Origin of the sequence: Mucilaginibacter mallensis (assembly GCF_900105165.1) — a bacterium.
In the GTDB taxonomy this organism is placed as follows: domain Bacteria; phylum Bacteroidota; class Bacteroidia; order Sphingobacteriales; family Sphingobacteriaceae; genus Mucilaginibacter; species Mucilaginibacter mallensis.
This window is the reverse complement of the sequence record NZ_LT629740.1, coordinates 5,899,353-5,912,907: the sequence shown is the minus strand read 5'-3', so window position 1 is coordinate 5,912,907 and position 13,555 is coordinate 5,899,353. Positions and strand designations below refer to the sequence as shown.

Below are 13,555 nucleotides of genomic sequence, written 5' to 3'. Positions count from 1 at the left end.
TTTAAATAAAAATTGCTTTATAATCTATATCCTTTCTTTTGAAAAAGAGAAAGAATAGATACCTAAACATCATATGAAAAAAATTCTCTTCAGTATATTTGTAATATGCCTGTCTTTCAACGCCATGGCGCAGTTTATTTTGCCTACAGATTTGGGTGAAGGTTTCATTAGCATAAAAATATCATGGCTTCCTTTTTCCGACACGGTAAAATTAAGTACTGAATATCAGGATTTCATGACTTTTGATTATCATGTCTATCATAATAAGGTATTTAGGCAGGGCTCCCAAAAGTTCATTTCCACAGATAGCACTAAACGCCAAATGGAGTTGCCAAATAAGACCAAAATGGAAAGTACACTAACCGCGAGTGTTGTTATTCCGACCTATTTACTTGATTGGGAAAACAAAACTGTGTATACATATTTCACCCAACAAAACAAACTGTATTTATCAGAAGACTCTCTAAAATACAACTCAGATGAAATGTTTTACAAAAGCCTTTTCTTGTTTAAAAGCAAGAAACATCTTTTAATTGACACCATTAATCAAAAGGTAATTATTCTATGTGGAATTCAGTGTTACGTTGCTCGCTATAAACATTCCGATAAAGGCAACTGGCTTCGGTTTGTTTATACTGCTAAAAAGCAATCTTTATATTCTCCCATAAATGGATTTTTCGATGCTGATTTCAAATATCAGGTTATGAGCATTGATGTCGAAAATCAAGCTAACGTTAAAGATACACTAAAAATAACAGCAATATTTAGGATGGAGGTTACTTCAATAAATAACGACAGACAAAACCTTGACTTATTCAAGCTTCCGCATAATACACCAATCTTAAAACAAGTACCCAATTCAGAAATGTATAAAAATCCGTAATCTAACTTAAACCAAATCAAAAATGACAAAATCACTTCTCATCGTTTCCATGGTATGTCTTACAATTTTTTCTTGCAAAAAAGGATTTGACAAACAATTCAACCAGCCGGCTTTCAGAATCATATTACAAAGCAAAACTTGAAAAAATGGTCAGTCTGACCCCGATATCAGATACTACTGGAAAACACTTAAACCCGATGAAATTTAAAAGCTTTAAAGAAATGTACGATGCTTTTAAATTTGTTGAAACCGGACAGACTTTTACAAAAAACAGACTCTGTTAAGGGACAGGTTGTCAATGTTAAATCGAATATTGTCCAATTAGAGGATATACAATCCACAATTATTGACTTTACCTTTGCTCCTCTCGATGCTGCACAAGTCCCCGGCTTATTCCATGCACAATTAAATGATTTATACAATGTTAGTTTTTCAGCAGGATACACCTTGGTCACAGCTCCCAATTCATATGAGGTACAGGGACTTAAAGCTGTTGCAAGCAATTATTCTCTTACTTACGGCGGCCCAGCTGCGATAACTGCAAGGTCTAGCATTGTTTCTCCAGGTACTTACGGCGGAACTGTAAAGTCAATTATGCAAGGTTCTGGCGTTGTGGAAAATACCACATATTCTATAACAGTAAATGCTGTGGCAACCTATGGTTGTACAGCTCCAGCAGCGCCTAATGGTCTAGCTACTTGTACTCATACGCTAACCGGAGCCTCTTCCGGAGTAGCAGGAGGGGGCGGCAGCGGTACACCTCCTAACTAAAACCCATTTGATACTTGTTTAATAACGTTATATGTCGATGCTGATCCATTAAAGATCAATATTCAGCTCATAGCAGTACTAACCCTCGCTATCCGAAGTTTCCAACTTCGGATGACTATGCTCGTAGTCTGCGACTACACTAAAAAAGAAAAGCCCGATATTTTTATCGGGCTTCGTGGGAGTTACTGGGTTCGAACCAGTGACCCTCTGCTTGTAAGAGCGAGGAATATATCTTGCAACTAATTATCTATCAGAACGTTAATCCATAATCCTGAATTTCTGTAACACATTTGTAAAGCAGAAATTCAATACACTAAGATAAGAATTTTTGTTCATATGGCCAAGTTTGAAGATTCAAAATATGTATAAACGATCCCATTTTGCCATTTTCCCGTTCTTTTACACTGTCTACTATTATTAGTATACACATGAGTTTCTTTTTCCCTAAACATCCCTTTGCATTAATTGCAGAATATAAATATCTTCAAATGCGTTTTAAAATGTTTTTCATTCACATTCGTCTTAACAATTAAAGACCTGTATGGGAATTATTGCAAAACTAATTAGCAGCATTTTAAATAAGGCAAAGATAAGTTACAAAGCGCAACTTACGCCTGACGCCTACCACATTCAGTTAAAAGGTGTCACCATTCAGCAAGCCGATTTTATACCTGGAAATTTTCTACGGGTATTTGTGGGAAAAAACAAGGATCTGGCATTTAAGGATAATATCCGTAGTTATTCCGTCTGGAAGTTGGACAAAATCGAGGGAACACTCGACCTGGTTGTTTGTGTACATTCAAACGGTCCGGGTTCCGCTTGGGCAATGAACTGCGCGGTTGGCGATGAGGTGGCTTTCGGCTGGCACAAAAGCAGTTTAGCTGTTGACAATGCTGCCGATAACCATCTGTTTATAGGCGATTCATCGGCTTTAGGCCATTTGTATGAAATGAACCGTAGTTTATCAAACGGTAGCCGTGTTCAAAGCATTATTTATAGCCCCGATAAAAAAAATCTTTTCGAGGATATTGACAATACCCGACCATTTGAATTTTATAATTTCGCCGACAATGCAGGTGCCCATATACTGAAAAAAATACCGGACTTAATCCGGAACTTTTCGCCAAATAGCATGGTTTACGTCGCAGGTGATAGTCGTGTATGCATTCAGGTACACAACTATTTTCGTAAAGAATTAAAGTGGGATGCCCGTCGCATAAAAGCCAAGCCATTCTGGAACCCGTTGAAAAAAGGATTGGAGTAATTGAATTAAGTGATTTGACATATAAATTTCCCCCTCGGCTTGCATTCAATTATTGTAAAAATGTTTCCTTTTTCCGGTATTTCGTATACGTTTCCAAACAGGTGGCTGAACTAAATTTGTCTTATTAAAACAAAAAACATGTCAAAGACAATTTTTATAACGGGTGCATCCCGTGGGTTTGGAAAAATATGGGCAGAAGCCTTTTTAGATCGTGGCGACAAAGTAGTTGTTACTTCGAGAAATTTAAGCAGTTTAAAAGACTTAGCGGAAAAATATGAAAGCGCGGTACTGACTTTGGAACTGGATATAACGGATAGAGAAGCATGTTTTGCTGCGATAGCGAAAGCAAATGTTCATTTCGGCAGCATTGATGTGGTGATCAATAATGCTGGCACAGGCGTGGTTGGCACAATAGAAGAATTAAGTGAAAAGGAAGCAAGAGATATTATTGACGCCAACCTGTTTGGTACCTTGTGGATCACCCAGGCTGTGTTACCGATACTTAGGGCTCAGGGGAGTGGCCACATTTTGCAGTTATCCAGTGCTCTTGGCATTTATGCATTTCCTACAGTGGGGATCTATAGCGCGTCGAAATTTGCTGTAGAGGGACTCAGCGAAGCACTGGCTCAGGAAGTAAAAGGATTGGGTATTCATATAACAATCGTAGAACCTAACGGATATGCGACTGATTTCAATAATTCTTCAGTTAAGAGCATTTCCATACCGGCATATGATAGCATGAAGGCCGAATTATATGCCAACCCCGAGTTTAAGGCGGCAGATGCTTATGGAGACCCTCAAGCTACTTCAGAAGCAATTCTACTACTGGTAGACTCCCCAAATCCTCCGTTGCGGTTGATACTTGGAAAAAAGGCACTTCCTTTAGCCAAATATATTTATGCAGAAAAGTTGACCAGCTGGGAAACCTGGAAAGATGTTTCTGTTAAGGCGCATGGTTTGTAATCGCCATAAATATTCTAACTTTAATTATCTGTCAGCCTGCGTTCAGGCATAGGCTGACTTTATTTCTCAAACTATGCATTTTAAAAGCTTGGGCGATGTACATCGCTGTAATAATTATTCCGAGCCGGAAAATCCTTTGATTACGCTTTTCAAGTGTAATCCGTTACGCATTGTGAGCAGCTACGAGGTAACTACTGATTTTTTTATTATTGCTTTTAAAAAGTTTCGCTCCGGGGAAATCAGGTACGGGAAAACCAATTACGATCATGGAAGTGGATCGATGTATTTCCTAAAGCCAAACCAAACGATAGCAATGAAAGATGTAGCCCTGGATGGTGAGGGCTTCGAGATCTGGTTTCATGAAGATTATTTAAGCGGTCATCCGCTGCATTCCGAGATCAGAAAATATAGCTATTTCAATTATGAGCTTAACGAAGCCCTGCATATTTCTGCAAAAGAAGAACAGATCATATGGGAGCTATATGCGAAAATAGCAATTGAGTACGATAATAATCAGGATGAGTTTACGAGGGATATCATCCTTGGCCACATTGAATCCATCCTTAAATACTCAATGCGTTTTTATAAGCGTCAGTTTATTAATCGTTTTATACTTTCCGGCACTACTGTTACCAAGTTCAATCAGGCGTTGGCTGCCTATTTTGAAAAAGGCTTGTTGCAGAAAAAAGGATTGCCAACCGTCGCCCTGTTTGCTGATGAATTGAACCTGTCTCCACGGTATCTGAGCGATCTGTTGAAGCAGGAAACGGGGAAGACGGCGATGGATCTGATACAGATTTTCCTGATTTCGGAAGCAAAAAATTTACTTTATCAGGGCAATCACACCGTTAACGAAGTCGCGTATCTACTGGGTTTTGAACATCCGACTTACTTTTCACGTTTATTTAAAAGGGAGGCTGGTTTGAGTCCTAACCAATTCAAAAAGCAACAATTTAATTAATCAATAAATCTACTAAATACTCAGGGAGCGATACTCCATTAAAATATGCCTTGTAATTCTTCCAGTTTAATCTAAAATGGGCACGATTCTTTATAGGAAACTAACCTTGTTTCTAACCTAATGAGCGTCAATGATATATTTCGCTGTTATTCCTGACTCATCGAATTACTCACTGCAATTTTTTACCTGTTGTAAATCAATGTCTAATTGTTTTTTACCCCAATCATGTAAATGATTTATAAATGGGATTAATTCCTGACCTGTGTCACTCAATGAGTATTCCACTTTAGGCGGAACTTCATGATACATTTTCCGGATGATCAATTGATCATCTTCCAGTTCCCTTAACGTTTGCGTTAGCATTTTAGTCGTAATATCAGGCAGGGTCCTACTCAGTTCTCCATAACGCAATACTGTTTTTAAGCTGAGATGCCAAAGGATACGGCCTTTATATTTACCGCCTATCCGCTTAAAAGCATATTCCACACCACAATTCTGTATACACTCAGGCATTTCTGATTTATTTTTCATTATTAATTCTATGTATTGTATTGATAATCAACAATAGATACTTTTTAGTATGTAGCATACAAATAAGTATATACTTGCCAAAAGTAATCAATAGATCTAACTTTATGGCTAATTAATAGCAGAAATGGATTTAAAATCAGAAAATAAAATAGCAGTGATGAAGGCGATCCGCCAGCATGAGTTTGGCGGCCCCGAAGTATTGCGGTACGAGGATGCCCCTATCCCCGAATTGAAGCCGGGTGAGCTCCTTGTTCGTGTTCTCGCAGTAGGTATCAATCCACCGGACTTATACCTGCGCGACGGCTACAAGATGTTGCCCCCTGAATGGCAGCCAAAAGTGCAATTTCCGGTAATCCTTGGAACAGACATTTCGGGTGTTGTGGCGGCGGTAGCCGATGATGTCAGAGAATTCGCTGTAGGCGACGAAGTATATTCCATGGTCCGCTTTCCCGGCGGGCTTGCTGGGGACAGCAGGGCTTATGCCGAGTACTTAAGCGTACCCGCGTCGGAAGCTGCGCTAAAGCCAGCCGGAATCGATCATATTCATGCCGCCGGAGCGCCAATGTCGTTGCTCACGGCCTGGCAGTTCATGATCGAGCAAGGTCACAACGTACAGAACCCGCTTCAGCCGAACCAGCATGTACCAGTTCCGCTTGAAGGCAAGACCGTCCTCATCAACGGAGCTGGCGGAGGCGTTGGGCACTTTGCGGTGCAGCTTGCCAAATGGAAGGGTGCGCATGTTATTGCAGTAGGTTCAGGTAAGCATGAAGCACTATTACGCGAGCTGGGCGCTGATGAATTCATCAACTACAACACAACTTCCGCCAATGAGGTAGTGCAGGATATAGACCTTGTGGTCGATGCAGTTGGCGGCCCTACGACAGGTCGATTCCTGCGTACGCTCAAACGAGGTGGTGCTTTGTTTCCGATTTTCCCTTTGGGCTTTTCGGCAACAGAGGAAGCAGAAATTTTGGGCGTAACTGTCTCGTCAACTCAGGTACGTTCGAGCGGTGCACAGCTTGCAGAACTTGCCCGCTTGCTGAATGAGGGAACGCTACGTGTAGTTATAGACAGCAAGTTTCCACTTGCAGATGCGCGTAAAGCACACGAGCGCGCGGCACAGGGGAACATTCAGGGCAAAATAGTACTTACTGTCGCCTAATAAAGAAAATGTTGATGACATAAATTCAAAGATTAATTGTCATTTCACGATTAAGAGGCCGTCTCAAAATCGAGGCGGCCTTTATTCCCAAAAAATTAAAATATGAACATTAAAGAAGTTGAGGATAGAATTTCCCTGAGAGAACTGATTGACAACGTTTCGATCCTGGGGGACAAAAAAGATTTTAATGCTCAGGTGCAACTGTTTGCTGAAAATGCAGTATCGAAAACTTTCGCCGGAGGTAAAGTAATTTTAATGCTGAAAGGCCGGAAAGAAATGGCAGCAGCATTTGGCGATTTTCTTAAAGATGTAGAAACTATATACCACTTTAACGGGCAGCAGGTGGTGACTATAGAAGGTGATCAAGCTACCGGTACCTGTTATTGTATGGTTACGTTAATTGGCAATGAAGATGGCAAACATATGAAGACCACCATCGGCGCTATTTACCAGGATGATTATGCCCGAATAGACAACCGTTGGCTTATCGTTAAACGGATAGGAAACTTCGATTGGCAGGAAAAACGCGAATTCAATCACTAATTTTAGTTAAACACAATCTACCGGGTACTAACTTCTTTTTGAGCTTGTAGCTGTAAACTGTTAAACTTAGTTAGTTAAATAATTCTAAATATAAAACCTAAAACTACAAAAAAATGACCGGTTCAAATAGCTTCGGGGTTTATTTTCTGTATCGCTAAAAAATGGACTAGTTGCTGGCTTTTATCCCAGCTTTTTTAAATACATTCTCTTTGGCGATGGCAAACGGCAATGAAAGGTTTGCCAGTACCCATTCATGAAAATCCTTTATATTAAACATATCCCCTAATTTAGCCTGTAATTCAGCCTTCCATTGGGCTATTTGTGCAGCACCATAATTGTAGGTAATGGACTGAACCGACCAGTGCCTTACCCTTTGAATTTCGCGCATGGCAATATCATCCTGGTTATTGACATGTTTTTTCCAGAAAGCTAGCGCTTGCTGATCCGTCCAACCATAATAATTTACTCCAATATCCAATGGGATTCTTACCGCTCTGATCACATTCCATTCCCAGTGGCCGAGCTCATCATATGGCGTTTTGTAAACACCAAGTTCCTTACCATATCTTTCCACGTAGGCCCCCCATCCTTCAGCGGAACCTACGTAAAAAAAAAGGTCCTGAACCTTACTATGAGGCTCCTGTTTATCTATGGAAGTTTGATAATGATGCCCGGGTATCGCTTCATGAAGAAAAAGCCATCCGAACTGCCTGCTATTATAGGGCTTATCTGATAAGTTGTAATAAAATGTTCCGTCTCTGTAAAAACCAGGCGTGTGCACCACCAATTCCTTCGGCCCCTGTTTAATTTTTACTAACGGAATTTGATGGGGGTAAAACAAGACGTTCAACCTGCTGCCTATATTTTCCCGGGTTTGTTCAAAACGTTTCTGAATAATCGCCGAATCATTTATCAAAAATTCCGCGCTGTTAATTTTACGGTAAAAAGCAATTGAATCCAGTCCGGTTTGCCGGCGAATAAGGTTGATGTGTGTGTTTGCATCAGCTACTTCATTCATTCCAAACTTAAAAATTTCATCCGGAGTAACATCTGCACCCAGCCACCTCTTTAACAGATAAGCATACCAGGCTTTGCCGTCTGGAATGGCAGCCATATTATCGTCGAGCACTGTCGCTGGAGAATAGGTTAACCACTTTGTTTCCAATTCCAGCCTTTCCAGGTTCATTGTCGTTTCGAACTTTATCTGAAGATAGTCCTGTCGCTGAGCGGCTGAAAGTGCAGACACATTATATTGACGCAACTGATCTTTGATACTATTAAAAAATACGAGTTCTTTTTTGATGGTATCCTTTGGTTCTATCTCTTTCAGATCATCGATGTAGCCCTGCGCTAATCCTGGTATTGGAAGAGCTTGGTAACCAATAACAAAATTATGGGTAAAGGTGTCGAAACTTGGTTGCGGGTTCGGATTAAACAAAGAACAAGCGGTAAAAATTAAGGCGGCGTGAATTTTCATGAAGTAATATAAGGTGGATAAATACGTAAATCCCGTGCTTTATACTCGCAAGGGCTCAATATGGACAGCTATTTTGTTTATTTGACTAAGTATTACACTTCTCGTTACATAAAAAACACCATTCAAATAAATCATTATAACCAATCCTTGGTTGTTTACAGATCGAGTCTGAATCGTTTTTTAACATTGTGGATTCCCGAACAATACCTTTTACTCAGTGTTTTTATCCGTACCGTTTTGAATCGTTATTCCATCAAGATTCTCTACCCTCGTGACCATTCCCCAGCCTTCCAGCGGGCTGGCTATTCCGATGAGCAATTCATTATTCCCCTGTTTAAGCGGAACTTCCAGAACATAGTTGGAGACATCTACTCGGCCTCCAGGATTCATTTGATACCGGTTACCCGCTCCGTTTCTTCCATTATACAAGGAGCGGCCATTAATGAACACATAAACTTCTTTGTTGAAACCAAAATCTATCGTAAGGTTACGTTTAATATCAGATTTGACGGTTGTTTTAAGCCAGACGTACCGGTTTCGTTTTGGATAACTGGTGAATTCGTCTCCCTCAAATCTCCGGCTCAGATTAATAATCCCGCGGCGCTCTGCGGTTATGGGAAGCCATTTAACGGAATCTTTAGGCAGGTCATCTTCTGTCAGCATACGGCCACCTGCAATATACTGCGGGTAACTTACCTGCCAGTTGCGGATATAACGCGGGTCGTTATCTGTAATATCAATACCTTCAACCGGCGAAAGCCCCTCGGTCGCATCCGGTTTTATTACCAGGTTTGCAAACAGCGCCTCGCCATCGAAAGAAATTGCGCCGGTCTTGTATTTGCCTTCCAGCCGTGGTACCTGCATGGTCGGCCTTATGCTATGGTTAATATAAATTAGCATTTGCATTCCGGAAATAACCAATTTAAAATGATTCCACTCCTGGTTGTGAACAATGGCATCACCCCGGAAAGGCGTCATCAGGTCCCATAGGTTATCGCCGTGTATATATGGGGTGTACTGCAGGGCATCGTCCCGCTGTTCTGTTTCGTTCACCTGCGTGCGGAGATAAACGCTTTCAAAATTATAAATATCCTTTTGATGAAAATTAATCGCAAGATCATTGATATAATCGTTTTCGATTGGCATCGCATCAAACTCGATTGTACCATTGGTAAAATTCAGACGCTTCAGCGTAACCGGAATAGCCTGACCATCGGGCTGAGGCAAAGTCTTCATTACTTTTAGTCCCCTGTAGGTTAGAAACGCCGCCTTTCGGTTACTGGTGTCAAAACGTGATGCTTCGAATGGTATGATAATAAATTTTTCCTTTCCGGATGGTTTCACCTGCGCTATTGCGGTGAAGCAGCTAAGCAGGATCGCTGAAAACGTCAGTACAAATTCTTGTGTGGATTTTATATGATGCATGTGCTTTTCAACTATGTGATTTTAACGAAAATTACAATATTATCGATGGACCGGAGTCTCAAGTTTTTTACTTAGACAGGATCTTTCCGCCTACTGATCATTTATTGAATTATGGGTATCCTTCTTATGGATTAGTGAAGTACAAAGTTCCGTTGAAAACTAACCTTATTTATTGATGTATGTTAAGGGTTTAAAAATTCGTTTATCGTTATATCGCCCGTTTGCTTTCTTCCTCGTCCGCAGTGCTCCGTTTGCGTGAAGCGGCCACATTTTTCCCAAAGCGATAACTAAAACTAAGGGTTCCGGTCCTCGTGTCGTTCGTCTGGTAAAAGCCATTATTCTGGTTCAGATAATTAACACTGGAGTGGAAAGATTCACCATAAAAGATATCGCCCGCTGCCAGCTTGATTGACCCCTGACCGTGTAATACCGTGGCTTTTATCCCTGCATCTACTTCTGAATTCTGTGATACTTTAAAAATACCATCGATCACCGGGGAATCATACCGGCCGGTGATTTCTGCTTTTAAACCCAGTTTTTTGCTGATGGTGAAGGATTGCGTGGTCGTTCCATCATAAGCGAACTTATGGTAATCATACCTGCCCTGTAAATAATTAGATGCCTCCCGCTGGTAATAGACTTCTATTGATGTACTTATTTCCCACCAGCTGGTTGGGTTAAATGGCGCGGAAAGCCGCAGGCCGGTATTAACGCCCAAACCTAAATTTTGGAATGTGTAGTGGAAGAGGCCATTAACATTATCCTGAACAGTGACGTTGCTATACTTATCATGGGTTGCTGTATAATAGGCGGTTATTGCATAATCTTTTTTGAACGTATATCCCAGTTCTATGTCCTGCGTAAATGAAGGCTGCAGATCCGGGTTACCCTGTAAATAATTATAAGGGGTGGCATAATGTCTTGCAGGATTTAAATACCCGTAGCTTGGACGGTCAACGCGGTAAGAATAAGTAAATTGTAAAGCATTGTCTTTATCAATCTTGTAAACCGCAAACAATGTCGGGAATAATTTAAAATATTGCCTGGTATTTAACGAATCCAGAGTTTCGGAATAGCCGCGGGTATGGGTTAATTCGCCGCGCAGGCCCCCCTCAAAATCCCATTTCCCAAAACTTCCGCTGACGCTGGTATAAGCAGCAGCGGTGTTCTCTGTATAATCAAAGTTATCATTGTTTGCAGAAACTTCTGCCGGCTGGGGTCCGCTGACATTATAAAAGTTAACAATATTCTGGCTCTGTATGCTGCTGTATTTTATTCCTGACGAAAGGCTCCATATTTTCCCAAGCTTATAGGTGTAATCAACTTTTGCTGAATAAATATTGATGTTTTGTGAGGTTGGTGTGAAAATATGATAGGGAGCGGAGGCAAGGCTGCCGTCGGGTAAATAAGTGAAATTATTTACGTATTGATTAGCCGTTACGCGGTAAGGCGCATAATCGACATCTACATTCAGGTTTTTACCGCCGGTATCTATTTTAATATTGTAATTCAGGTCAAAATCATATTTGTCGCCTCTAATAGCCGTGTTGCCATTCGAGAAAAGGGAAGAGTCGAGTTTCTCCGTATTTTCATTGGTTACAGTTGTCGGCGTGTTCGTTCTTACATTGTTGGTACGGTTAGTACCCGAAATCAACACGCCTAATATTTGATTATCTGTCAACTGATAATCAGCGCCCAGCCTGTAATTATTAATGTGACCATGAAAAACGTTGTAGCCAGGGCTGTTCCAATAAGAGTTGCCGGTGGGTGTAAGATAATCAATATAGTCATGCTGTTCCCGCCCGAATTCTTTGTCCGTATTCCCATAGCTTCCATAAAGATTCAATTTGTCTTTGCGATAATTGAATGAAGTGCTGAGAGTATAGTTGGTGTAAGTCGCTTGGGTAAATCCCCCGTTGACCGTGGCGTTAAATCCCTGCCCTTTTGATTTTTTAGTAATAATATTGATTACAGCCCCCCCTTCGCCATCAAAGTTTGAAGGTGGGTTGGAAAAGACTTCTATTTTTGAGATCAGGTCGGATGGCATCCCCTGTAAATAATTAGCCAAATCATCGCCGGAGAGATTAAGCGGCTTTCCGTCCATATATACCTGTACACTCTTCCGGTTCTCCGTCAGACTATTATCAGAGGTTGTCTGTACACCCGGTGCTTTACTCAATGCATCCCAGGCCGTACCCCCGCTGGCGATAATGCTGTTTTCCACGTTAAAAGTAACCCGATCTACGGATCGCTCAATAACCGGTTTCGAAGCCGATATGGTCACCACCTCCAGTTGTTTACTGTTAGACTGCATGATGATCTTTAGACTGTCTTTAGGCAACCGGACCATGCGGGTGAACGGTTTGTACCCTACCAGCGTAGCAGTCATCTGGTAAAAGCCGCCTGTTGGGTAAGTTAAAATAAACTTACCGGTATCTGCCAGGGCGTTGCTTATATTTTTTGTTTGCAGGCTCAGGCTGATAGTTACCGCATCAAGCGGTTGTCCCGTGGCATCAATGACTGTTCCTTTAATTTGTTGTTGCGCATATGTCAGGACCGGCAAAAGAAGCAATCCTAATATCAGTATCTTTTTCATAATGGGTATTCCGTGTGGCTTGATCAGGTGATCCGCGCCCCAAATTCATGTTTTTGTGTATGATGTATCACTAATTGATTCTCCGTTTAAGAGCCCTTTCATGATCAATGTGTTTCGGAATCATCCGAAAGAAGGTGTCAATGTTTTTCCGCAATAGCCACATTATAACAGTGTCCGTGCTGATAAAAATGACTCCGAAAGAGCAATCAGAAATCTTAAGGCTAAACAGAAAATATCTGGTGATTTCCGGTCCAATCAAGGGCCGACGGGTTTGCTGTTTTACGCGCTGTTATCGTCACAGCTATTAAATCTGGCTAGAACGTATTCTTTGCCCTTTCTTTAATTGCTGACTTAGGGGGCTGAATAGTTACGAAAAATCATATCGCGTCTCCTGCTTTTGAACCGATAATTTTACATCGTTTAGATTCGCTTATTTTTTGTCTTTCTTTAAGCGTCGGCTGCTCAAAGTAGTCTGTAAGTTCTAAAGAATAAATGACACTTGTGATCTTCCATTTTCCGTCCCTTTTTATCAGGCTCAGGTATTTTCCACCCCAATTGGTCATTTTATTATTCGCCCAAAAGCTATAATCCATACTTACAGTGGCAACGGTTCCGTCTTCAATAATTATAATATTATCAAACTTATCTTCGGTTGATTTATATCTAAATAGCGATCTTAAAAAACCTTTATAACTCCCGGAAAAATAATTACTTCCAACTGATTTTGTTCCCTTTTTCTCGATTTCTTTGGCTTGAGATCTGTCTTTTAACGCGGCGCACCAGGTAACGATGCCATCATTAAATAAACCATAAAACGTAGTGGAATCCCTGTCGATCACACTTTTGGAATACGCTTCTATGATGAACCTTATTTCTTTCTTGTTTTCTGTTTTTCGCTGAGCGTAAGTCTGCTGCGTCGTTATCAAAAATATAATTAATAGTAGTTTTATAGTTTTCATTCTATTTCACCATTGTTTTT

12 protein-coding genes are annotated in these 13,555 nt (G+C 40.8%); 7 read left to right on the top strand and 5 right to left on the bottom strand.

Going from position 1 to position 13,555, the window contains the following annotated elements; translation table 11 throughout:
- The first annotated feature begins 73 nt into the window (after positions 1-73).
- The 5 genes from BLU33_RS24490 to BLU33_RS24470 all read left to right on the top strand — a co-directional run bounded on the left by BLU33_RS24490 (position 74) and on the right by BLU33_RS24470 (position 4,842).
- The gene (locus BLU33_RS24490; RefSeq protein WP_091379776.1) at positions 74-883 is read left to right on the top strand and encodes a hypothetical protein; all 810 of its coding nucleotides are present in this window, start codon (positions 74-76) and stop codon (positions 881-883) included.
- A 228-nt stretch (positions 884-1,111) separates the two neighbouring features.
- On the top strand, positions 1,112-1,654 hold the full coding sequence (locus tag BLU33_RS24485; protein WP_091379773.1) for a hypothetical protein: 543 nt from the start codon (positions 1,112-1,114) through the stop codon (positions 1,652-1,654).
- A 541-nt stretch (positions 1,655-2,195) separates the two neighbouring features.
- On the top strand, positions 2,196-2,918 hold the full coding sequence (locus BLU33_RS24480) for an SIP domain-containing protein (RefSeq protein WP_091379770.1): 723 nt from the start codon (positions 2,196-2,198) through the stop codon (positions 2,916-2,918).
- 138 nt (positions 2,919-3,056) lie between these two features.
- Positions 3,057-3,881, top strand: coding sequence for an SDR family NAD(P)-dependent oxidoreductase (locus BLU33_RS24475; RefSeq protein ID WP_091379768.1), 825 nt, complete (start codon positions 3,057-3,059; stop codon positions 3,879-3,881).
- A 73-nt stretch (positions 3,882-3,954) separates the two neighbouring features.
- Positions 3,955-4,842, top strand: a complete 888-nt coding sequence (locus BLU33_RS24470) for a helix-turn-helix domain-containing protein (protein ID WP_091379765.1) — start codon at positions 3,955-3,957, stop codon at positions 4,840-4,842.
- Between the two features lie 165 nt (positions 4,843-5,007).
- Here the strand turns inward: BLU33_RS24470 and BLU33_RS24465 are convergent, their stop codons facing one another.
- Complete coding sequence (locus tag BLU33_RS24465; protein WP_197684541.1) at positions 5,008-5,373, bottom strand: winged helix-turn-helix transcriptional regulator; 366 nt, start codon at positions 5,371-5,373, stop codon at positions 5,008-5,010.
- 124 nt (positions 5,374-5,497) lie between these two features.
- Between BLU33_RS24465 and BLU33_RS24460 the strand changes: the two genes are divergently transcribed.
- Together BLU33_RS24460 and BLU33_RS24455 are read left to right on the top strand one after the other, a co-directional pair.
- Complete coding sequence (locus BLU33_RS24460; protein ID WP_197684540.1) at positions 5,498-6,535, top strand: NADP-dependent oxidoreductase; 1,038 nt, start codon at positions 5,498-5,500, stop codon at positions 6,533-6,535.
- Positions 6,536-6,637: 102 nt separating this feature from the next.
- Positions 6,638-7,078 carry a nuclear transport factor 2 family protein gene (locus tag BLU33_RS24455; protein WP_091379761.1) on the top strand — a complete coding sequence of 147 codons (441 nt, stop codon included), beginning with the start codon at positions 6,638-6,640 and terminating at the stop codon, positions 7,076-7,078.
- A 166-nt stretch (positions 7,079-7,244) separates the two neighbouring features.
- Here the strand turns inward: BLU33_RS24455 and BLU33_RS24450 are convergent, their stop codons facing one another.
- The 4 genes from BLU33_RS24450 to BLU33_RS24435 all read right to left on the bottom strand — a co-directional run bounded on the left by BLU33_RS24450 (position 7,245) and on the right by BLU33_RS24435 (position 13,535).
- Positions 7,245-8,555 carry a DUF885 domain-containing protein gene (locus BLU33_RS24450; RefSeq protein WP_091379758.1) on the bottom strand — a complete coding sequence of 437 codons (1,311 nt, stop codon included), beginning with the start codon at positions 8,553-8,555 and terminating at the stop codon, positions 7,245-7,247.
- 210 nt (positions 8,556-8,765) lie between these two features.
- Positions 8,766-9,980 carry a hypothetical protein gene (locus BLU33_RS24445; protein WP_091379754.1) on the bottom strand — a complete coding sequence of 405 codons (1,215 nt, stop codon included), beginning with the start codon at positions 9,978-9,980 and terminating at the stop codon, positions 8,766-8,768.
- 208 nt (positions 9,981-10,188) lie between these two features.
- Positions 10,189-12,576, bottom strand: coding sequence for a TonB-dependent receptor domain-containing protein (locus BLU33_RS24440; RefSeq protein ID WP_091379751.1), 2,388 nt, complete (start codon positions 12,574-12,576; stop codon positions 10,189-10,191).
- Between the two features lie 377 nt (positions 12,577-12,953).
- Positions 12,954-13,535, bottom strand: a complete 582-nt coding sequence (locus BLU33_RS24435; RefSeq protein WP_091379748.1) for a Cif family virulence factor — start codon at positions 13,533-13,535, stop codon at positions 12,954-12,956.
- Positions 13,536-13,555 lie beyond the last annotated feature (20 nt).